Source organism: Actinomycetospora sp. CA-053990 (assembly GCF_050948445.1).
In the GTDB taxonomy this organism is placed as follows: domain Bacteria; phylum Actinomycetota; class Actinomycetes; order Mycobacteriales; family Pseudonocardiaceae; genus Actinomycetospora; species Actinomycetospora callitridis.
The window spans coordinates 5,648,577-5,668,841 of record NZ_CP192043.1; the positions used below are offsets into that span (position 1 = coordinate 5,648,577).

Annotated in this window: 22 protein-coding genes and 1 tRNA gene; 14 read left to right on the forward strand and 9 right to left on the reverse strand. The window is 73.4% G+C overall.

Going from position 1 to position 20,265, the window contains the following annotated elements; genetic code table 11:
• The first annotated feature begins 5 nt into the window (after positions 1-5).
• Complete coding sequence (locus ACQPYN_RS28750) at positions 6-1,046, forward strand: LLM class F420-dependent oxidoreductase (RefSeq protein ID WP_433039093.1); 1,041 nt, start codon at positions 6-8, stop codon at positions 1,044-1,046.
• A 4-nt stretch (positions 1,047-1,050) separates the two neighbouring features.
• Here ACQPYN_RS28750 and ACQPYN_RS28755 read toward each other — a convergent pair whose 3' ends face one another.
• The 4 genes from ACQPYN_RS28755 to ACQPYN_RS28770 all read right to left on the reverse strand — a co-directional run bounded on the left by ACQPYN_RS28755 (position 1,051) and on the right by ACQPYN_RS28770 (position 4,809).
• A complete protein-coding gene (locus tag ACQPYN_RS28755) occupies positions 1,051-1,689 on the reverse strand; it encodes a TetR/AcrR family transcriptional regulator (RefSeq protein ID WP_433030199.1) in 639 nt (212 codons plus the stop codon).
• Between the two features lie 68 nt (positions 1,690-1,757).
• Positions 1,758-2,366, reverse strand: a complete 609-nt coding sequence (locus ACQPYN_RS28760) for a TetR/AcrR family transcriptional regulator (RefSeq protein ID WP_433030201.1) — start codon at positions 2,364-2,366, stop codon at positions 1,758-1,760.
• Positions 2,363-3,067, reverse strand: a complete 705-nt coding sequence (locus ACQPYN_RS28765) for an acetoacetate decarboxylase family protein (RefSeq protein ID WP_433030203.1) — start codon at positions 3,065-3,067, stop codon at positions 2,363-2,365. Before ACQPYN_RS28765 ends, ACQPYN_RS28760 begins: the two co-directional genes overlap by 4 nt.
• Positions 3,064-4,809: an FAD-dependent oxidoreductase gene (locus tag ACQPYN_RS28770; protein ID WP_433030205.1), complete on the reverse strand. Its 1,746-nt coding sequence runs from the start codon at positions 4,807-4,809 to the stop codon at positions 3,064-3,066. The genes ACQPYN_RS28765 and ACQPYN_RS28770 overlap by 4 nt, the downstream gene beginning before the upstream one ends.
• Before the next feature lie 161 nt (positions 4,810-4,970).
• Between ACQPYN_RS28770 and ACQPYN_RS28775 the strand changes: the two genes are divergently transcribed.
• The 6 genes from ACQPYN_RS28775 (at position 4,971) to ACQPYN_RS28800 (ending at position 11,928) form a co-directional block, all read left to right on the forward strand.
• Positions 4,971-6,179, forward strand: a complete 1,209-nt coding sequence (locus ACQPYN_RS28775) for an acetyl-CoA C-acetyltransferase (protein ID WP_433030207.1) — start codon at positions 4,971-4,973, stop codon at positions 6,177-6,179.
• Positions 6,180-6,238: 59 nt separating this feature from the next.
• Entirely contained in the window at positions 6,239-8,395 is a 2,157-nt protein-coding gene (locus tag ACQPYN_RS28780; protein ID WP_433039095.1) for a 3-hydroxyacyl-CoA dehydrogenase NAD-binding domain-containing protein, read from the forward strand.
• A 299-nt stretch (positions 8,396-8,694) separates the two neighbouring features.
• On the forward strand, positions 8,695-8,886 hold the full coding sequence (locus ACQPYN_RS28785) for a hypothetical protein (protein ID WP_433030209.1): 192 nt from the start codon (positions 8,695-8,697) through the stop codon (positions 8,884-8,886).
• 53 nt (positions 8,887-8,939) lie between these two features.
• Positions 8,940-10,091: a CaiB/BaiF CoA transferase family protein gene (locus tag ACQPYN_RS28790; protein ID WP_433030211.1), complete on the forward strand. Its 1,152-nt coding sequence runs from the start codon at positions 8,940-8,942 to the stop codon at positions 10,089-10,091.
• A 79-nt stretch (positions 10,092-10,170) separates the two neighbouring features.
• Complete coding sequence (locus tag ACQPYN_RS28795; RefSeq protein WP_433030213.1) at positions 10,171-11,547, forward strand: alpha/beta fold hydrolase; 1,377 nt, start codon at positions 10,171-10,173, stop codon at positions 11,545-11,547.
• 39 nt (positions 11,548-11,586) lie between these two features.
• The gene (locus ACQPYN_RS28800; protein ID WP_433030215.1) at positions 11,587-11,928 is read left to right on the forward strand and encodes a hypothetical protein; all 342 of its coding nucleotides are present in this window, start codon (positions 11,587-11,589) and stop codon (positions 11,926-11,928) included.
• 6 nt (positions 11,929-11,934) lie between these two features.
• Here the strand turns inward: ACQPYN_RS28800 and ACQPYN_RS28805 are convergent, their stop codons facing one another.
• Positions 11,935-12,111: a hypothetical protein gene (locus tag ACQPYN_RS28805; protein ID WP_274190844.1), complete on the reverse strand. Its 177-nt coding sequence runs from the start codon at positions 12,109-12,111 to the stop codon at positions 11,935-11,937.
• 283 nt (positions 12,112-12,394) lie between these two features.
• Between ACQPYN_RS28805 and ACQPYN_RS28810 the strand changes: the two genes are divergently transcribed.
• A complete protein-coding gene (locus ACQPYN_RS28810; protein WP_433030217.1) occupies positions 12,395-13,390 on the forward strand; it encodes an aldo/keto reductase family protein in 996 nt (331 codons plus the stop codon).
• Positions 13,391-13,408: 18 nt separating this feature from the next.
• Here the strand turns inward: ACQPYN_RS28810 and ACQPYN_RS28815 are convergent, their stop codons facing one another.
• The gene (locus ACQPYN_RS28815; protein WP_433030219.1) at positions 13,409-14,182 is read right to left on the reverse strand and encodes an SDR family NAD(P)-dependent oxidoreductase; all 774 of its coding nucleotides are present in this window, start codon (positions 14,180-14,182) and stop codon (positions 13,409-13,411) included.
• 86 nt (positions 14,183-14,268) lie between these two features.
• On the opposite strand from ACQPYN_RS28815, the gene ACQPYN_RS28820 reads away from it, so the two are divergent.
• The 4 genes from ACQPYN_RS28820 to ACQPYN_RS28835 all read left to right on the forward strand — a co-directional run bounded on the left by ACQPYN_RS28820 (position 14,269) and on the right by ACQPYN_RS28835 (position 16,786).
• A complete protein-coding gene (locus ACQPYN_RS28820) occupies positions 14,269-14,586 on the forward strand; it encodes a P-II family nitrogen regulator (protein WP_433039097.1) in 318 nt (105 codons plus the stop codon).
• Between the two features lie 157 nt (positions 14,587-14,743).
• Complete coding sequence (locus ACQPYN_RS28825; RefSeq protein ID WP_433030221.1) at positions 14,744-15,718, forward strand: anti-sigma factor RsbA family regulatory protein; 975 nt, start codon at positions 14,744-14,746, stop codon at positions 15,716-15,718.
• A 31-nt stretch (positions 15,719-15,749) separates the two neighbouring features.
• Positions 15,750-16,385, forward strand: a complete 636-nt coding sequence (locus ACQPYN_RS28830) for a maleylpyruvate isomerase family mycothiol-dependent enzyme (RefSeq protein WP_433030223.1) — start codon at positions 15,750-15,752, stop codon at positions 16,383-16,385.
• A gap of 29 nt (positions 16,386-16,414) precedes the next feature.
• Positions 16,415-16,786, forward strand: a complete 372-nt coding sequence (locus tag ACQPYN_RS28835) for a VOC family protein (protein WP_433030225.1) — start codon at positions 16,415-16,417, stop codon at positions 16,784-16,786.
• A gap of 44 nt (positions 16,787-16,830) precedes the next feature.
• Here ACQPYN_RS28835 and ACQPYN_RS28840 read toward each other — a convergent pair.
• Positions 16,831-16,911: transfer RNA gene (locus ACQPYN_RS28840), tRNA-Tyr, on the reverse strand.
• A 113-nt stretch (positions 16,912-17,024) separates the two neighbouring features.
• Between ACQPYN_RS28840 and ACQPYN_RS28845 the strand changes: the two genes are divergently transcribed.
• The gene (locus ACQPYN_RS28845) at positions 17,025-17,516 is read left to right on the forward strand and encodes a YajQ family cyclic di-GMP-binding protein (protein ID WP_274190854.1); all 492 of its coding nucleotides are present in this window, start codon (positions 17,025-17,027) and stop codon (positions 17,514-17,516) included.
• A gap of 16 nt (positions 17,517-17,532) precedes the next feature.
• Here ACQPYN_RS28845 and ACQPYN_RS28850 read toward each other — a convergent pair whose 3' ends face one another.
• Complete coding sequence (locus tag ACQPYN_RS28850) at positions 17,533-18,258, reverse strand: excalibur calcium-binding domain-containing protein (RefSeq protein WP_433030228.1); 726 nt, start codon at positions 18,256-18,258, stop codon at positions 17,533-17,535.
• Positions 18,259-18,457: 199 nt separating this feature from the next.
• Here ACQPYN_RS28850 and ACQPYN_RS28855 point away from each other — a divergent pair, with 199 nt between their 5' ends.
• A complete protein-coding gene (locus ACQPYN_RS28855) occupies positions 18,458-19,801 on the forward strand; it encodes an NAD(P)/FAD-dependent oxidoreductase (protein WP_433030230.1) in 1,344 nt (447 codons plus the stop codon).
• Here the strand turns inward: ACQPYN_RS28855 and ACQPYN_RS28860 are convergent.
• Complete coding sequence (locus ACQPYN_RS28860) at positions 19,750-20,223, reverse strand: Clp protease N-terminal domain-containing protein (RefSeq protein ID WP_433030232.1); 474 nt, start codon at positions 20,221-20,223, stop codon at positions 19,750-19,752. The two genes, ACQPYN_RS28855 and ACQPYN_RS28860, sit on opposite strands and share 52 nt — an antisense overlap.
• Positions 20,224-20,265 lie beyond the last annotated feature (42 nt).

The following is a 20,265-nucleotide window of genomic DNA, read 5'->3' on the forward strand; positions in this document are numbered from 1 at the left end:
GTGCCATGAAGGTCGGCATGGGGATCGCGTACGCCCAGGGCGGGTTCCGCGAGACCGTCGAGAAGGTCGTCGAGCTCGAGGACGTCGGGCTCGACGCGGTGAGCGTCGCGGAGCTCTACAGCTTCGACGCGGTGAGCCAGCTCGGCTACATCGCGGCGCGCACGTCGCGGGTGCACATCGAGTCCGGCATCGTCCAGATCTACACGCGGACCCCGTCGCTGACGGCGATGACCGCGGCCGGCCTCGACTACGTCTCCGACGGTCGGTTCGTGCTCGGCATGGGCGCCTCGGGGCCGCAGGTCATCGAGGGCTTCCACGGCGTGAAGTACGACGCGCCGGTCGGACGGACGCGCGAGATCATCGAGATCTGCCGGCAGGTGTGGCGCCGCGAGAAGGTCGAGTACTCGGGCAAGCACTACACGGTGCCGTTGCCCCCGGAGCAGGGCACGGGGCTGGGCAAGCCGCTGAAGCTCATCAACCACCCGGTGCGCGCGCAGATCCCGGTGATGCTCGCGGCGATCGGGCCGAAGAACGTCGAGCTCGCCGCCGAGCTCGCGGAGGTCTGGGAGCCCATCTGGTTCCACCCGGGCCGGGCGCAGGAGGAGTGGGGCTCGTCGTTGGAGGCCGGCAAGGCCCGTCGCGACCCGTCGCTGGGCGAGCTGCAGACCTCGGTCAACGTCCCGTTCGCCGTCGGGCCGGGCGCGGGGAAGCTGCGCGAGCACGTGCGTCCCCAGCTCGCGCTCTACGTCGGCGGGATGGGCGCGAAGGGCAAGAACTTCTACAACGACCTCGCCGCGCGCTACGGCTTCGCCGACGAGGCGGCCGAGATCCAGGACCTCTACCTCTCCGGCCGCAAGGACGAGGCGGCCGAGAAGGTGCCCGAGGAGCTCGTGCACGCGGTGTCGCTGATCGGCAGCGAGGACGAGGTGGCCGAGCAGGTGCGCGGGTTCGCCGCCGCCGGGGTCACGCAGCTCAACATCCAGCCGCTCGACCCGGACCACGAGACCGTGAAGTCGTCGCTGGAGACCCTGAAGTCGTTGCTCTGACGGATCACCCGCCCTCGGGCAGCAGGAGCATGCGCGCGAGCTGCTTCCACTGCTCGAGGTGCGGGTCGGTCTGCGGGTCGCGCGGGTCGAACCCGTAGGTCAGGGCCACGCCGCGCATGGCGGTCAGCAGCGTCTCGCGCACGAGCGCCGCGCGCGCCGGGTCGGCGTAGTCCTCGAAGAACACGTCGACGGTCTGGCGGATCGCGGCGCCCAGGCGCCGCTCGGCGGGGAGCAGGGCCTCGGCCAGCGCCGGGTCGGTGCGCGCGGCGGTCCACAGCTCGACCGACGCCCAGAAATAGGCCTGCTGGTAGGTCCACCACATGACCTCGACGGCCCGGTCGAGGCGGGGACCCGGGTCGACGTCGGCGTCCGGCAGGTCCGCGCGGGCCAGGCCGTCGGCGGCGAACCGGCTGGTCGCGAGGTGCTGCGCGGCGGCGACGAGCAGGTTCTCCTTGGACGGGAAGTGGTGCAGCAGCCGCCCCCGGGAGACCCCGGCCCGGTTCTGGATGGTGAGCGTCGTGGTGCCCGCGTAACCCGACTCGACGAGGCAGGAGACGGCCGCGTCGAGGATGCGCGTGCGGCTGTCGGAGGTCCGCTGCTCGCGGGAGCGCCGCTCCGGCTCGGCGGTCGATCGGGTGCTCATCCTCTCGCCCCTCCCCGTCCCTCGTGCCGTCGGTGGATGACGATCGTGCATCCCCCCGACGGGAACGGTCAAACCTGACTGCCCGAGCGGCCAGGAGGCACACCGGGCCGCAGGACCGCGAGCAGGCCGTCGACGAGCAGGGCCCGCGTGCCGGAGCGGTCGAGCGTGCCGCGAACCAGCCACTCCCGGGAGGCCGAGCGCACCAGGCCGAAGAACGACCGCACGCGGGCGCGGTACGGGTCGTCGGGCGCGTCGGCGGCCAGGGCCGCGAGGACGCGGTCGGCGGCGATCTCGTCGGCCTCGGCGAGGATCGCGTCGACGTCGATGTCCCCGGCCGCCCCGGTGCCCACCGAGAGCCACAGCCCGCGGTGACGCTCGACGGCGTCGAGGAACCAGTCGACGGCGGCGCCTGCCCGGACGTCGACCGTGCCCGGCGGCAGCTCGGAGACCGCGACCTCCGGGATCGTCGTCAGCCGGCGCACGACCTCGAGGTAGAGCGCACGCTTCGTGCCGAAGTAGTGGTTGATCAGGCCGCGCGCGACCCCGGCCTCGCCGGCCAGGTCGGTGGTCGACACCGCGGCGTACGGGTGCTCGGTGAACAGCCGCAGCGCGCCGGCGACGATCTCCTCACGCCGCGCGTCGGGGTCCAGCCGCCGGCCGCGCAGGGGTGTGCTCATCGGGCGGGGTCGACGTGGGGGCTTTCCTGACGTCGGACGTCAGCATGGCCCCCAGGCTGGGACACCCGCGCGCGATCGGCCGGCGTCATCCCGAACAGCATCGCGAAGTCGTGCAGCGTCGCCGAGACGACGGGACGGTGTCCGGCGAGGAAGGCCAGCGGCCCGTCGGGGTCGAACGACCACTGCGCGGACAGGAGCCCGAGGCCCGCGCGGCTGGACACCGGGCTCTCGCAGCGTCGCCCGTCCAGGTCCTGGGCCAGCGTGAACCCGACGCGCGGGCGTCCCGGGAGGCGCCGGCCGTGGCGCAGGACCGCGGACGCGGCCGGGCGATCCGCACCCTCGAGCGCCATCTCCGGCGTGCCCTCGGCGACGCCGGTGAACCGTGCGAGGCCCTTCGGGATGCCCCACAGCTCCCGCCCGCCGTCGCGGGAGGCGGGGCTGTCGACCCAGATGGCGACGATGTGCGGGCGCACGCGCGCACCGATACGTCCGGCCACTGCGACCAGGAGCTCCCGGTAGCTCATGGCGCCGCCCGGGGCGTAGTCGACCCACGCCGCGCCGACCGGTGTCCGGCCGCCGAGCACCAGGGGGCGCCAGCCGTCGGGCCAGGTGGCGGTCGGCAGGTCCTCGGTGGGCACGAGGAAGGTCGACAGGTCCATCCGGCCGACGAGCGTCCAGGGCTCGGGCGGGTAGGTGGTCACTGGGGCGCTCCGATGCTGGGGACGGGCAGGTCGGTGGTCGTCCGCAGCGCGCCCGGGGCCTCGGCGGGCACGGCGGGGTGCCGCGGGGCGACGGGCGCCACGCGGCGGTAGCGCTCGCCGGGAGCGGGTCGCGGGTCGGGCTCGCCGCGGTTGGGCCAGAGCGACATCGCGCGCTCGGCGAGCGCGGTGATCGTCAGCGACGGGTTCACCCCGAGGTTCGCCGGCACCGTCGAGCCGTCGACGACGTGGACACCGGGGTGGCCGTGCAGGCGGTGGTACGGGTCGACGACGCCCGTCGCCGGCGTCTCGGAGATCACCGCGCCGCCGAGGAAGTGCCCGGTGACCGGCACGTTGACCAGCGTCGAGCTCGCGCCGACGGGGAAGCCGCCGATCCGGCGGGCGACGCGCCGGGCGACCTCGTGGCCGGACGGGATCCACGCGGGGTTCGGCGTCCCGGCGCCCGGGCGCGAGGTGAGGCCCCGGAACAGGCGCCGCGGCCGCAGCGTCAGCGAGTTGTCCAGCGACTGCATCACCAGCAGCACGATCGACTGCTCCGCCCAGCGCCGCGGGCGGTGCAGGGCGCGCAGGATCCGCCGCGAGCGCAGCGCCTCGCCCGCGATCCGGCGCCACGACGGGCCGCGCGCTCCCAGCGTGCGGTCGTCCGTCGCCGTCGTGCCGTCGACGAGCACCGCCGAGAGCAGCGCCAGCAGGTTCGACCCGCGCCCGTAGCGCACCGGCTCGACGTGGGTGTGCGGGTCGGGATGGATCGACGAGGTGATCGAGACCCCGCGCGTGAAGTCGACGTCGTCGCTCGGGGTGCGCGCGGCGAGGATGGCCTCGGAGTTGGTGCGGGAGAGCTCGCCGAGCCGTGGGGAGATGCGCGGCAGGTCGCCCCGGCGCCGCATCCGGTGCAGCAGCCGCTGGCTGCCCAGCGCCGACGCCGCGACGACGACCTGGTCGGCGCGCAGCGTGCGCCGCCCGCCGGGACGCCCCGTGTGGCGCACGTCGACCTCGTAGCCGGAGGCGCCGGACAGGTCACCGCCGCGCGGGCGGATGCGCGTCACCGTCGTCAGGGGGTGCACCCGGACGCCCGCCGCCTCGGCGAGGTGCAGGTAGTTCTTGACCAGCGTGTTCTTCGCGTCGTGCCGGCACCCGGTCATGCACTCGCCGCAGTGCAGGCACCCGTGGCGCGCGGGTCCCGCGCCGCCGAAGTAGGGGTCGGGGACCTCCTCGCCCGGGTCCGCGCCGAAGAAGACCCCGACGTCGGCATGGCCGAAGGTGTGGCCGACGCCCATCTCCTCGGCGACGTCGCGCATCACCTCGTCCGACGGCGAGACCCGGGGGTATGTGGTGGCGCCGAGCATCCGCGTCGCCTGGTCGTAGGGCAGGTCGAGCTCGTCGGCCCAGTCGGTGATGTCGCGCCACTGCGGGTCGTCGTAGAACGCGCGCCCGGGCCGGTAGAGCGTGTTGGCGTAGACCAGCGAGCCCCCGCCGACGCCGGCGCCCGAGAGCACGAGGACGTCGCGCAGGGGGTTCACCCGGAAGATGCCGAAGCAGCGCGCCCACGGGGCCCACAGGTAGTCGCGGAACTGCCAGGAGGTCGCGGGGAAGTCGCCGTCGGCGAAGCGGCGACCCGCCTCGAGCACCCCGACCCGGTACCCCTTCTCGGCCAGGCGCAGGGCGCTCACCGCGCCGCCGAAGCCCGAGCCGACCACCAGGACGTCGTAGTCGGGAGCCGCCATGGCCCCACCCTCGCGAGCCGTTGGCAGCCTGTCAACGAGACCCGGACAACGCTACCGACCAGTAACAGGAGGTCGGGCGCACGTTGACACGAGAGCAAAACAGTCCATCATGACTGTTGAGAGCAGGCGGCTCACCACGCGCGCGAAGGGACACCCCACCCGTGACCGAGGCATTCATCTACGACGCGCTCCGCACCCCCCGCGGCCGGGGCAAGGCCAGTGGCTCGCTGCACGCGACCAAGCCCGTCTCGCTGGTCGTCGGACTCATCGACGAGCTGCGCAAGCGGAACCCGGAGCTCGACCCCGACAAGCTCGAGGACGTCGTCCTCGGCTGTGTGTCGCCGATCGGCGACCAGGGCGGCGACATCGCCAAGACCGCGGCCATCGCCGCGGGCCTGCCCGACCACGTCGGCGGCGTCCAGCTCAACCGCTTCTGCGCCTCCGGGCTCGAGGCCGTCAACCAGGCCGGCCAGCGCGTGCGCTCCGGCTTCGAGGACCTGATCGTCGCCGGCGGCGTCGAGTCGATGTCCCGCGTGCCCATGGCCTCCGACGGCGGCGCCTGGGCGATGGACCCGGAGACGAACCTCAAGACCTCGTTCGTCCCCCAGGGCATCGGCGCGGACCTCATCGCCACCCTCGAGGGCTTCAGCCGCGAGGACGTCGACGCCTACGCGCTCGAGTCGCAGACCCGCGCGGCGAAGTCCTGGGCCGACGGCGCCTTCGACCGCTCGATCGTGCCGGTGGTCGACCGCAACGGCCTGACCGTCCTCGACCGCGACGAGCACATGCGCGAGACGACGATGGAGGGCCTCTCCGGCCTCAAGCCCTCGTTCGCCGGCATCGGCGACATGGGCGGCTTCGACGCCGTGGCGCTGCAGAAGTACCACTGGGTCGAGGCCATCAACCACGTGCACCACGGCGGCAACAGCTCCGGGATCGTCGACGGCGCCGCGCTGGTGCTGCTCGGCTCCGAGGAGGCCGGCAAGCAGAACGGCCTCACCCCGCGCGCCCGCATCGTCGGCACGGCCGTCTCCGGCGCCGACCCGACGATCATGCTCACCGGCCCGACGCCCGCGTGCGAGAAGGTGCTGGCCAAGGCCGGCATGACGGTCGACGACATCGACCTCCTCGAGATCAACGAGGCGTTCGCCGCCGTGCCGATGAAGCTCATGAAGGACCTGGGCTTCCCGCACGAGCGCACCAACGTGGCCGGCGGCGCCATCGCGCTGGGCCACCCGCTGGGCGCCACCGGCGCCATGCTCGTCGGCACGATGGTCGACGAGCTCGAGCGCCGCGACCTGCGTCGCGCCCTGGTGACGCTGTGCATCGGCGGCGGCATGGGCGTCGCCACCATCATCGAGCGTGTCTGAGCCACCCCGGAACGTCACCGACCAGCGAACGAGGAGTCAGTAGCGCAGTGTCCGAGAACATGTTCCGGTGGGAGGCCGACGGGGACGGCATCGTCACGCTGACGATGGACGACCCGACCGCCTCGGCCAACACGATGAGCGCCAAGTGGGGCGAGGACTTCGCCGCCACCCTCGACCGTCTCGAGGCCGAGAAGGACTCGATCACGGGCGTCGTCCTGACCTCCGCGAAGAAGACCTTCTTCGCCGGCGGCAACCTCGACGACCTCGTGAAGTACACGAAGGCCGACGCGCAGAAGGTCTTCGACCAGTCGCAGTCGATCAAGGGCCTGCTGCGGCGCCTGGAGACGCTGGGCAAGCCCGTCGTCTCGGCGATCAACGGCGCGGCGCTGGGCGGCGGTCTCGAGATCGCCCTGGCGACGCACCACCGCATCGCGCTCGACGCGAAGGGCTCGAAGATCGGGCTCCCCGAGGTCACCCTGGGCCTGCTGCCCGGCGGTGGCGGCGTCGTGCGCGTCGTGCGCCTGCTCGGCCTGGCCGACGGCCTCATGAACGTGCTGCTGCAGGGTCAGCAGCGCAACCCGAAGGCCGCGCTCGAGGCCGGGCTGGTGCACGAGGTCGTCGACACCCCCGAGGAGATGATCTCCCGGGCGAAGCAGTGGGTGAAGGACAACCCCGAGGCCGTCCAGCCCTGGGACCAGAAGAAGTACAAGATCCCCGGCGGCACGCCGTCGACGCCGTCGTTCGCGGCGAACCTGCCCGCGTTCCCGTCGAACCTGCGCAAGCAGCTCAAGAACGCCCCGATGCCGGCGCCGTACAACATCATGTGCGCCGCGGTCGAGGGGTCGCAGGTCGACATCGACAACGCCGGCACGATCGAGTCGCGCTACTTCGCCGACCTCGCCTGCGGGCAGGTGTCGACGAACATGACGCGCGCCTTCTTCTTCGACCTGCAGGCCATCAACAAGGGTGCCTCGCGCCCCGACGGCTACGAGAAGCACAGCGCCCGCAAGGTCGTCGTGCTCGGCGCCGGGATGATGGGTGCGGGCATCGCGTACTCGTGCGCGATGTCGGGCCTCGAGGTCGTCCTCAAGGACGTCTCACAAGAGAACGCCGACAAGGGCAAGGCGTACTCGCAGAAGATCCTGGACAAGGCCGTCTCGCGCGGCAAGCAGACCCAGGAGAAGGCCGACGAGGTGCTCGGGCGCATCACGCCGACCGCGGACGCCGCCGACGCCTCGGGCGCCGACCTCGTCATCGAGGCCGTGTTCGAGAGCCCCGACCTCAAGAAGCAGGTCTTCGCCGAGGTCATGCCGTACCTGGCGCCCGACGCGGTGCTGGGCTCGAACACCTCGACGCTGCCGATCACCGACCTCGCGACCGGCGTCGACCGGCCCGAGGACTTCATCGGCCTGCACTTCTTCTCGCCGGTCGACAAGATGCCGCTCCTGGAGATCATCCGCGGCGAGAAGACGAGCGACGCGACGCTGGCCAAGGCCGTCGACATCGCGCTGCAGATCAAGAAGACGCCGATCGTCGTCTCCGACAGCCGCGGGTTCTTCACCAGCCGCGTCATCGGCACGTTCATCAACGAGGCCGTGGCCATGCTCGGCGAGGGCGCCGCGCCGTCGTCGATCGAGCAGGCCGGCTCGCAGGCCGGCTACCCGGCCCCGCCGCTGCAGCTGATGGACGAGCTGACCCTCACGCTGCCGCAGCACATCCGCCAGGAGACCCGCAAGGGTGTCGAGGCGGCCGGCGGCACCTGGGTCGCGCACCCCTCCGAGGCGATCATCGACCGGATGGTCGAGCTCGGCCGCAAGGGCCGCTCCTCGGGCGCCGGGTTCTACGAGTACGACGAGTCCGGCAAGCGCACGCGCCTCTGGCCGGGCCTGTCCGACGAGTTCGGCGCGGCCACGGGCGACCTGCCGTTCGAGGACATGCAGGAGCGCATGCTCTTCGCCGAGGCCCTCGAGACCGTGAAGTGCTTCGACGAGGGTGTCCTGCACACCATCGCCGACGCCAACATCGGCTCGATCATGGGCATCGGCTACCCGGCCTGGACCGGCGGCGTGGCGCAGTACATCGACGGCTACCCGGGCGGCCTGCCCGGCTTCGTCGAGCGCGCCCGCATCCTGGCCAAGGCCTACGGCGACCGCTTCGCGCCCCCGGCCTCGCTGGTCGAGAAGGCGGAGAAGGGTCAGTCCCTGCGCGGGGAGTGACCCTCGTGTCCTGAGCTGTCCTGAACCGAACGGCGCCCTCGCTGCTCCCGAGCAGCGGGGGCGCCGTGTCGTGTGTCGGGGTGGGGGTACCGACCGCCGACGAGCCAAGAGGTGTCGCCATGATGCTTCGGAAATCGAAGCATCGCTGGCAGGAGGAAGAGGTTGGACGGCTCGGGCGGGCTCTGGCAGATCGTCCTCGGCTGGGTGCCGACGATCGTGTGGGCGGGCGTCGCGGTGACAGCTCTGGTCCTGTTGCGGAAGCCGCTCCGCCAGCTCCTCCCCGCCTGGAGAAGGTGAACGTGGCCGGTGTCGACGGGCTCCGGCGGCAAGGACTCCGGCCCCCGGTCATCTTGTACACGACAGGCATCGACGAGGACGACCAGGCGAAGCCCGCCGGCATCTTCGCGGAGACCACCCGCCCCGACCGGCTCCTCCATTTCGTGATCGACGCCCTCGAGCACGCAGCGCACGACCCATACCGTCAGGCCTGACTGTCTCGTAGGCTCACCCCCGCCACGACCGCGGCGAGAGGAGATCGGGCCCCATGGGTGTGCTGGACGGCGTCAAGGTCATCGAGGTGGCCGGGATCGGCCCCGGGCCGTTCGCGGCGATGATGCTCGCCGACATGGGCGCCGACGTCCTGCGCGTCGACCGGCCGGCCGGGGGCCGGGGGCTCTCGATCGGCAACGCGAGCAAGGACGTGCTCGCGCGCGGGCGCCGCTCGGTGGCGCTGGACCTCAAGTCGCCCGAGGGCCTGGAGGTCCTGCTCGACCTCGTCGAGGGTGCCGATGTGCTCCTCGAGGGCTACCGACCGGGCGTCGCCGAGCGCCTCGGCTTCGGCCCGGACGAGTGCCACGCCCGCAACGAGCGCCTCGTCTACGGCCGGATGACCGGCTGGGGACAGGACGGGCCGAACGCCGCACGCGCCGGCCACGACCTGACCTACCTGTCGACGGCCGGCGTCGTCGCGCACATGGAGGGGCCCGACGGCGCGCCGGCCATCCCGATCAACCTCGTCGGCGACTTCGGCGGCGGCGGGATGCTGCTCGTCGTCGGCGTGCTCGGGGCGCTGGTGGAGCGCGCGACGTCGGGGCGCGGACAGGTCGTCGACGCCGCGATCGTCGACGGCGCGGCCCTGCAGATGGCGATGCTCTACGGCATGCGGGCGGGCGGGATGTGGCCCAACCCGCGGGGCCAGAACCTCCTCGACGGCGGCGCGCCGTTCTACGAGCACTACCGCTGCAGCGACGGCGGCTGGGTCGCGGTCGGGGCCATCGAGCCGCAGTTCTACGCCGAGCTGATGACGCACCTCGGACTCGAGGGCGAGGACATCGCGAGCAACCAGTGGGACATGGCCCGCTGGCCGGAGTTCCACGGGCGGCTCGCGGAGGTGTTCGCCACCCGCACGCGTGACGAGTGGGCCGCCGACCTCGAGCCGACCGACGCCGTCGTCGCCGCCGTGCTCGACATCGACGAGGCGCAGGAGCACCCCCACAACCAGGCCCGCGGGCTGTTCATCGACGCCTTCGGCGTCCGTCAGCCCGCGCCCGCACCGCGCTTCGACCGCACGCCCAGCGCGACGCCGTCCGCGCCGGCGGCTCCGGGCCAGCACTCCGCCGAGGCCCTGGCCGACTGGGGGATCGCTCCGGACCGCGTCGCGAAACTGCAGGAGGCCGGAGTCGTCCACCAGGCCTAGGGTTCGACCTTCGGCCGTGTGCGTGTCCGCACTCCGACACGGGTCAGCGCGCACGAACGTGGAACGCAGAGGAGGGCCCGTGATCCTGACCCCGGCCGGGGCGTGGCGTGCTGTCGACAACGTGCGCGCCCGGGTGCTCGAGGGGCCGCTCGCGGACCTGCGTCGCATGCCTCGCTCGGCGTTCGACACCGGTCCGGGCGACCCCGGCGCCGGCGGCGTGGGCCGGGCGCTCGGTCTCGCGCGGTCCGGATCGGTGAGCACCTACCGCTACGCCGTGCACCCCACCGCGCGGCTGCGGGGCTCGCCGGTCCTGCTGGTGTCCCCGCTCGGCGCGTGCGGGGTCGCCTTCGACCTGCGGCGCGGCAACAGCCTCGTCGAGCACCTCGTCGGCGAGGGCCGTTCGGTGCACCAGGTCGACGACGAGGACCTCGTCGGGTTCGGCGGCGCGATCTCCCCGGGTCCGGCCGACCTCGAGCGGTGGGTCGACGAGATCCTCCCGCACGTCGTGCGCACGGTCAGCCGCCACCATGACGGCGCCCCGGTGCACCTGGTCGGCTGGTCGATCGGCGGCCTGCACAGCGTGCTCAGCGCGGCCGGACACCCCGACCTCCCGCTGGCCTCGGTCACGGCGATCGCGACGCCGTTCGCGCTGGACGAGGTGCCGGCCGTCGTCCGGGCGCAGCCGCTGGCGGTCGCCGCCGGCGGGCCGGTCCTGGCGACGCTGCAGACGCTCCTGGCGATCATGCCGCTGCCCCGGCTGATCAGGGCCCTGGGCCTCGGCTCGCTCGACGAGCTCCTGACCGCGCCGCTGACGATGATCGCGCGCCTCGACGACCGTGACTTCCTCGCGCAGCTCGAGGCGGTCGACGACCTGCGGGCGATCATCGGCGAGCAGGCCCGCTACGTCGGCAGCTACTTCCGCGCGATGGTCGACCCGGCCGACCTCGCCGTCGGGCGCGTCCCCGTCGGGCACCGGGTGATCGATCTGGCGGACCTGCACCAGCCCACGCTGCTCGTCGCCGGGGAGAACGACCGCGTCGTCCCGCCCCGCGCCGTCCGCACCGGCGCGCGCCGTCTCACCGGGGCGCCGACGCGCCTGACGACGGCTCCCGGCGGGCACCTCGGCGTTCTCGCCGGTCGGGCCGCCAAGCACACGACGTGGGCCCGGCTGTGCGCGTTCCTGGACCACCACGACGCCCCGGCCGTCGTCGAGGGCGGCAGCCCCGGGAGCCGACGTGTGCTGCGCCCCGCCCGGTCGGCGCCGCGGCGCGCCGTGGAGCCGATCCGCCCGTCGGTGACAGATCTCCCGCCGCCGGTGGACGAGGCCGGCGACGTGGCCGGGGTCGAGGACCGCGACGAGGCGCCCGCGGCGAAGCCGGCGGCGGCGCGCCCGACGCGGAAGTCGTCGCGGCTGCCCGCCCCCAAGCGGGCCTCGCGCTCCCCCCGGCGGCGCTAGAGAACCCCTGCTGGCGGGGGCGTCGTCTACTGTGACGACGTGGTCTCGTTGCGTGATGCCCGGCGCGACCGGGGGTGGTCGCAGACGACGGCCGTCGCCCGACTACGGGAGCTCGCGGAGCAGGGCGAGGTCGACGTGGCCAGCGCCGCCAGCCTCAAGACGCAGCTCTCGCGCTGGGAGAACGGCACGGTCCCGGACGAGCCCTACCGCACGCTGCTCGCGGAGCTCTACGAGCGCGAGCTCGGCGAGCTGGGCATCGACGTGACGCCCCACTGGGAGCGCACCCACGAGATCCCCGACCTGCTCACCGAGATCCGCGACGAGCTGCGCACCCTGAACGAGCTGCTGCGCGGGGCCCGCGACGAGCCGACGCCGCGCTAGGCGGGCTCAGACCTCCGGCGAGCGACCCACGAGCTGCAGGCGCGGCGCGTCCGACGACTCGGAGGTGCGCGCCAGCACGACCCCCAGGGCCGCCACCGAGACCGTGCCGACCGCGGCGACCGCCTCCGCCGTCAGATCGAGGACGTCGGCCAGAGGGCGCAGCGGCGCCAGCAACATGTTCACGTAACCCCTACGGAGTGCGGACGGTCGAGGACCCGAGGAGGTCCACACGACGGTCCGCAGCGGCTCTGCCGGGGACTCTTCGGGACCACCCTCGCGAGTTCGTGGTCCCATCGTGCCAGTCGTTCGGGACCGCGGAACCCGCTGTCGCGGCAATTCACACGTCGGTCACAGCGAACTGCGACGATCGGTCGATCTGGTGCGCCGATCGGCCCTGGATTTCCGACCACTGGGAGTACCGATCTCCGCACGGGCCGTGCCGACGACTCCGGCCTACGGTGACGGGGTGCGCCTTCGCCAGCTCGGTACGAGCGACCTGCAGGTCTCGGAGATCTCCCTCGGTTCGTGGCTGACCTACTCCGGAGGTGTCGAGGCGGACGCGACCGCCGCGTGCACCCGCGCCGCGTTCGACGCCGGCATCACGTTCTTCGACACCGCCAACGTCTACGGGCGCGGCGCCGCCGAGGAGGCCTGGGGCCGGATCCTCGCCGACTACCGGCGCGAGGACTACGTGCTCGCGACCAAGGTCTACTTCCCGATGTCCGACACCGACCGCGGGCTCTCCCCCGCCCAGGTCGCGAAGCAGATCGACGCCTCGCTGGCGCGTCTGCGCACCGACCACGTCGACCTCTACCAGTGCCACCGCTTCGATGCGCAGACGCCGATCGAGGACACGATGGAGGCGCTGGCCGAGGTCGTCCGCGCCGGCAAGGCCCGGTACCTGGGCTTCAGCGAGTGGACCCCGGACCAGATCCGCGCGGGCCTCGAGGCGTGCCCGGACGACGTGACGCTGGTGTCCTCGCAGCCCCAGTACTCGATGCTCTGGCGCGCGCCGGAGGCCGAGGTGTTCGGGGTGACCGCGGAGCACGGCATCTCCAACATCGTCTGGTCGCCGATGGCGGAGGGCGTGCTCACCGGCAAGTACCGCCCGGGCGAGCCGGTGCCCGTCGACTCGCGGGCCGCCAGCGACGAGATGAACGGCTTCATCAAGCAGAAGCTCACCGACCGGACGCTCGAGGCCGTGCAGCGCCTCGTGCCCATCGCCGAGGGCGCCGGGCTCTCGATGCCGGAGATGGCGCTGGCCTGGGTCCTGCGCCGGCCCGAGCTGGCGTCGGCGATTGTCGGGGCGTCGCGTCCCGAGCAGGTGCACGCCAACGCCGCCGCGGCGGGGATCGAGCTCAGCGCCGACACCCTGGCCGCGATCGACGAGGCGCTCGGCGACGTGCCCGTCACCGGCCAGCAGCTCGCCCCCGGCGCCTCGGCGGGGATCACGAGGCGCTGACACGTGGGGCGAGGCCCCTCACCGCGGGAGGCGTCGCCAGGCCCACCGGGGCAGCAGGCGCAGGCCCGTGAACAGCACCCGCAGGGAGCCCGGCACCCAGACGACGTCGCGACCGGTGGTCAGGGCGTCGGCGGTCGCGTCGGCCACCTGGCCCGGGGTGGACGACAGCGGCGCGGGGTCGATCCCGCTGTCGGCCGTCATGCGCCCGATCACGAACCCGGGGCGCACCAGGGTGAGGTGCACCCCGCTGCCGTGCAGGGCGTCCGCCAGGCCCGAGGCGAAGCCGTCGAGCCCGGCCTTCGCCGAGCCGTAGACGTAGTTGGCGCGCCGCACCCGCACGCCGGCCACCGACGAGAACACGACGATCTCGCCGCGGCCCCGGGCGCGCATCCGCGCGGCGACCTCGGTGAGCACCGCGACCTGCGCGGTGTAGTCGGTGTGCACGACGGCCGCGGCGTGCGCGGCGTCCCGCTCGGCGCGGGCCTGGTCGCCCAGCACGCCGAACGCCAGCACCACGGTGTCGGGCAGCCCGTGAGCCGCCTCGACCGCGTCGAGCACACCGGCCTGCGCGCCGAGGTCGTCGGCGTCGAACTCCACGGTCGCGACCTCGGCGCCGGCGCTGCGCACGGCCGCGGTCTCCGCGGCCAGGTCGTCCGCGCGCCGCGCGGCGAGCACGACCGTGCCGGCGCGTCCGGAGGCGGCGAGGCGGCAGGCGAGCGCCACCCCGATCTCGCTGCGGCCACCGAGGACGAGCACGACCGGCGCGGGCGACTCAGCGGTCCGATCAGCCATCGCGGCAGCGTAGGCAGCGCACCCTCGCCCTGCGGCGCCCGGCCCCGTAGCGTCCGCGAGGACGAGGGAGGGGAGCCGCGGTGAGGATGTTGCACGCGATGGTCCCGCCGCACGCGCTCGACCATGTGCGACGCGCGCTCGAGCGTCACGCCGTGCTCGGGATGACCATCTCCGAGGTGCGCGGCCCCAACTCGGGCGGCCGGCGCGCGATCCACCGGGGTCAGGTCGTCGTCGACGAGTTCGCGCCCTGCCTGCGCATCGAGACGATCCTGCACGACGAGATCGTCGAGCGGGTGCTCGGCGAGGTCGCGGGCGCGGTGCACCCGGACGGCCGTCTGTGGGTCGTCCCGGTGGACCTCGTCACCCGCGTCCGTACCGGTGAGCGCGGCGCCGACGCGGTGTAGCTCGGGTGTAGCGCGCTGTGACCCAGCGTGCCCAACGGACACGACCGTCCGTCGCATCGGTCGGTCCACTGGGCGGTGGCGGGTGTCGTCGGCGTGCGCGCAGCGGCCAGGATCGGCGCATCTGATGGACGCCGCCACGGAGCGGGGTGGTGCGAGGGTGACTGTGTCGGAGATTCGCGGGCGACATCGCCGCGACGTCGCGTCCCTCGAGCACGCGGCCCTCTTCTACGAGGGCGACGAGCAGTTCGTGCGGGGCGTGGTCGGTCACGTCCGTGCCGGCCTCGAGGTCGACGACGCGGTGGTCGTGGCGCTGCCCGACGCCCACCTGTCCCTCGTGCACGACGCGCTGGGCGACGACGCGCAGGCCGTGGTCCTCCAGGACGTCCGGCGCCTGGGCCTCAACCCGGCGCGCCTGGTCCCCGCGCTGCAGAAGTTCGTCGAGGACCGTCCGGGGCGCCGCGTCCGCGCGGTCGGCGAGGCGCTCTGGCCCGACCGTCCCGCCGACGAGCGCGCCGCCTACCTGCAGCACGACGCGCTGACCAACCTCGCGTTCGCCGACCGTCCCGTGTCCGTGCTCTGCCCGTACGACACGCGGCTCCTCGACGCGGACGGCCTCACCGACGTCCGTGCCGCGCACCCGCTCGTCGTCGAGGACGGGACGGCCGTCGCCAACGCGGGGTTCGCCGACCCCCTGACGCTCGCCGAGGCCGTCCTCGGCGCGCTGCCCGACGGGCCCGAGGAGAGCGAGACCCTCGTGTTCCGGCCGCCGCACGGCCCGCGCGCCGTCCGCCGGGCCGTCGCCGAGCACGCCGCGGAGGCGGGGATGACGCCCGACCGCGTCACCGACCTCTGTCTGGCGGTGCACGAGGTCGCCCTCAACACGGTGGTGCACACCAACGGACCGGGCATCCTCTCGCTCTGGCACACCGACGACCGGGTGGTCGCCGAGATCCAGGACTCGGGGTACGTCGACGACCCGCTCGTCGGGCGTCACCCGCCCGGCCCGTCGGACGGCCGCGGCTACGGGCTGTACCTCACCCATCACCTCTGTGACCTCGTCCGGCTGCACAGCACGCGCGACGGCGGGACGACGGTGCGGATGACGATGTACCTCGACGGGCCGCACCGCTAGCGTTCGCTCCCCCGATCCCCTGGAGCGCGCCGTGGACCGTGCCCGCCTGCAGACCGCTGTGGAGGCCGAGCGTCGTGCGCTGGCCGACGTCCTCGACACCCTCACCCCCGAGGAGTGGCGCTCGCCGTCGCTCTGCGCGGGATGGACCGTCCAGGACGTCGTCGCGCACCTGACGCTCACCTCGCGGCTCACGCGCTTCCAGGCCGTCAAGGCCGTGGTGGCCGCGCGGGGCGACATCAACCGGATGATCGACAGGACGTCCCGCGCGCGGGCGGCGGAGTACTCCCCCGGCGAGCTCGCCGCGCAGTACCGGGCGACGATCTCCTCCGCGCAGCGTCCGCTGGGCACCCAGCCCGCGGACCCGCTCGTGGACGTCATGGTGCACGGTCAGGACATCACCCGGCCGCTCGGACGCTCGCTGGCGACGCCGCCCGAGCACGCTGCCCTCGCCCTCCACCACGTGTGCGCGTCGTCGTTCTACGGCGCCAAGAAGCGGCTCGAGGGCCTGCGCCTCGTCCCCACCGACATCGACGCGTCGTTCGGTGACGGCGACCGCGAGGTGCACGGCCCGGCCGGGGAGCTGCTCCTGGTGGCGACGGGCCGGCCCGCCGGGCTCGCGGCCCTCTCCGGTCCCGGGGTCGAGGACGTGGCGGCACGCGTCGGCTGAGCCCTTGCCCACGGGTGGATGCTGACCTCGTGGACGGTCGGCTGATGGGGTTCGTCGGGGTGTCCGACCTCGACGCCGCCCAGGAGTTCTACGGCGGCGTCCTGGGGCTCGACCTGGTCGACGAGAGACCGTTCGCGCTCGTCGCCGACGTCGGCGGGACGATGCTGCGGATCACGGCCGTGGACGTCCCCGCCGCCGCGCCCTACACGGTGCTCGGCTGGGCCGTCGACGACATCGCCGCCGCCGTGGACGAGCTCGCCGGGCGCGGGGTGATCTTCACGCGATACGAGGGCATGGGCCAGGACGAGCGCGGGGTCTGGTCGGCGCCGGGCGGCGCGAAGATCGCGTGGTTCCTCGACCCGGACGGCAACAACCTCTCGCTGGCCGAGCTCACGGTCTGAGGATGGAGAAAGCCCCTGACCGTTCGTGCTGGTCAGGGGCTCGGTGGCGGGTGAAGGATTCGAACCTTCGAAGCTTTCGCGACGGATTTACAGTCCGCTCCCATTGGCCGCTCGGGCAACCCGCCAGGGTGTGCCACCCCGCAGGATGACGTCGGCAAGAATACAGATGCCGGCTCGCCGCCGATGCAGGCGGCCCCCCGGTCTGCGCGCCCGGCCGACACATCCAGGGAGGACGACCATGGCCAACCCCTCGTTCGACGTCGTGAGCAAGGTCGACCGCCAGGAGGTCGACAACGCGCTCAACCAGGCGAGCAAGGAGCTCTCACAGCGGTTCGACTTCCGCGGCACCGGTGCCGACGTCTCGTGGGCCGGCGAAGAGGCGATCACCGTCAGCGCCGAGACCGAGGAGCGCTGCAACGCCGCGATCGAGGTCTTCAAGGAGAAGCTGATCAAGCGTGGCATCTCGCTGAAGGCCTTCGACATCGGCGAGCCCGGGCTCTCGGGCAAGGCCTACAAGGTCACCGGGACCCTGGTGCAGGGCATCAGCAAGGACAAGGGCAAGGAGATCTCGAAGGCCATCCGGGACGAGGGCCCCAAGGGCATCCAGGCCCAGATGCAGGACGACCAGCTCCGGGTGACGGGCAAGAAGAAGGACGACCTCCAGGCCGTCATCTCCCTGCTCAAGGAGCGCGACTTCGAGATCGCGCTGCAGTTCACGAACTACCGCTGACGCCCGGCCCGGGCCGTCACGCCCGGCGGTGGCGACCGCCGGCCAGGGCGTGGCGGGCACCGACGGCGCCGGCGACGGCCGCGGAGCCGAGCAGGCCGTAGGTCAGGAGGTCCGGGACGCCCGCAGGGGCACTGCCGTCGCCGGCCTCGACGCCGCCGACGGGGTAGGCGGGCGTGCTGTCGTGGTGCTCGGAGGCGGACTGGTCCTCGGTCACGGCCGCGGGCACGGTCTCCACCTCGTCGGCGTAGCCGAAGGACTCGCACGCGATGCCGTCGTCGTCGGCGTCGAGCCGCTCGGGGTCGCTGGGGTCGTCGTCGAGGACGGCCTGGGCCTCGGCCTGCGAGTCGAAGTCGGCGCAGTCGCGGTCGCGGGTGCTGGTCGAACTCTCGTGGGACGTGTCCGTGGCGGTCCAGGTGGACCCGGACGAGGACGTGGTCTGGTCGTCCTCCGAGGAGGAGTCCGACTCGTCGATGGTCGACACGTCGTTGATCGCCGGACGGTGGGGCAGGCTCTCGCACGCCTCGCCATCGTTGTTGCCGTCGAGGCCGTTCGGGTCGGCGGAGTTGCCGTCGAGAACCTCCTGCGCGTCCTCCTGGTACTCGAAGTCGCTGCAGTTCTTGTCCCCGGGCACCGCCGCGAGCGCCGCGCCTGCCCCGGGGCCGACGGCCGCCAGCAGCGTCAGCCCGCCGAGGGCGGCGACGTGGAAGCGACGGGTCCGGCGAGCGGCGCGGTGAGCAGGCACGATGATTCCCCCGAATGATGATCTGGCTGAGTGATGACGTGGCTCGAGTGCGACCGCACTCACCGCGACTGTCGCCGGGGACCCCGAGGCCGTTAGGGAATTCCCCGACAACCACTCGTCAGGGTCGTTGCGGCCGATCACAGGCAACCGACACGACTCCCGCGCGTCGGGCGGTGGCGGCGTGGAGAGGGAGGACGGCATGGGCGAACGCGTGGTCGTCGTCGGCGGGGGGTTCGCCGGCGCGAGCGTGGCGCGGCGGCTGGAGAAGCTCGCGCCGGCCGCCGACGTCCGCCTCGTCTGCCCCGACGACTACATGCTCTACCTCCCGCTGCTGCCCCAGGTGGCGGCCGGCGTGCTGCCGCCGCGCGCCGCGGTGGTGTCGCTGTCACGACGGCTGAAGCGCACGATGCTGCTTCCCGGCCGGGCGACGGGCGTCGACCTCGACGCGCGCCGGGTCCTCGTCCACAGCATCACCGGCCGCGACCACGTGCTCGCCTACGACCGCCTCGTGCTCGCGCCGGGCAGCGTCACGAAGGTCATGGAGATCCCGGGGCTGCGGGAGTACGGGCGGGGGTGCAAGACGCTCGCCGAGGCCACCTTCCTGCGCGACCACGTCCTGACCCAGCTCGAGGTCGCCAACGCCTCCACCGACCCCGGCGAGCGCGCGCGCCGCTGCCGCTTCGTCGTCGTCGGCGGGGGCTACGCCGGGGTCGAGACCGCGGCGAACATGCAGCTGATGACCACCGCGCTCGCCCGGCGGTTCCCCCGCCTCGACCCGTCGCTCATGCAGTGGCACGTCGTGCAGCACCACGACGGGCTCCTGCCGGGCATGGGCAACCGTCTCGGCGACGACACGCGGCGGGTGCTCGAGGCCCGCGGGGTGCACGTCGATCTCGTCACGAGCCTGACCGCCGCCGACGACCAGTCCGTGACGCTCTCCGACGGACGTCGTCTCGCCACCTCGACCCTGATCTGGACCGCCGGCGTGGCGCCCAGCCCGCTCGTGGGGCACCTCGACGCCGCGACCGAGCACGGCCGGCTGGTCGTCGGGGCCGACCTCGCGGTGCCCGGGCGCCCGGAGGTGTTCTCGCTCGGCGACGCCGCGGCCGTGCCCGACCTCGCCACCGGCGGCGGCGCGATCTGCCCGCCCACCGCGCAGCACGCCACCCGGCAGGCGCCGGTGGCCGCCGACAACGTCGCGGCGAGCCTCGCCGGACGTCCCACGCGCGACTACCGCCACCGCGACCTCGGGCTCGTCGTCGACCTCGGCGGCAGCGACGCCGTCGCCAAGCCCCTGGGATTCGACCTCGCTGGTCTGCCGGCCGCGGCCGTGACCAGCGCGTACCACCTGTGGGCGCTGCGGTCGCCGGCCGCCGTCGCCCGCGTGGCCACCAACTGGGCGCTGCGGGCGGTGGAGGGTCAGAACCCCGTGCGGCTCGGCTTCCTCACCGACCGCAGCGGGCGCCTCGGCGAGTTCGAGCACACGGACGACTACCTCGACGCGGCCCAGGTGCGCGCCGCGATCGCCGCCGTCCCGGGCTGAGCGAGGTCGCTCCGGGCGCCGGCGATGAGGGGCTCGACGTCGAGTCCCAGCGCGCGCAGGAGCCGCGGCCCGTCCTCGGCGTCGTCCGCGAGGACACCGAGCAGGAGGTGCCGCACGTCCACCGTCGACTCGGCGGCCTCGTCGGCCAGCCGCAGCGCCGTCGCGAGGGCGAACACGGCACCGGGGCGCCACGGCCGGTGCCCGGGATCGCGGTAGCCGACGCCGGAGGCGGCGAGGTGTGCGCGGGCCCGGTCGAGGTCGAGGCCGTCGAGCAGCCCGCCGCCGTGGTCGCGCTCGTCGCGCGCGAGGGCGAGCAGGAGGTGCGCGGTGCCGAGACGGGTGTCGCCACTGCGGGCCGCCTCCTGCTCGGCGCGGACGAAGACGCGGGTGGCCCGCACGGTCTGGCGTGAGCTGAGGTCCATGGACCCACGGTGGCGTCGACGTCGGCGGCGCACCTCGGGGTC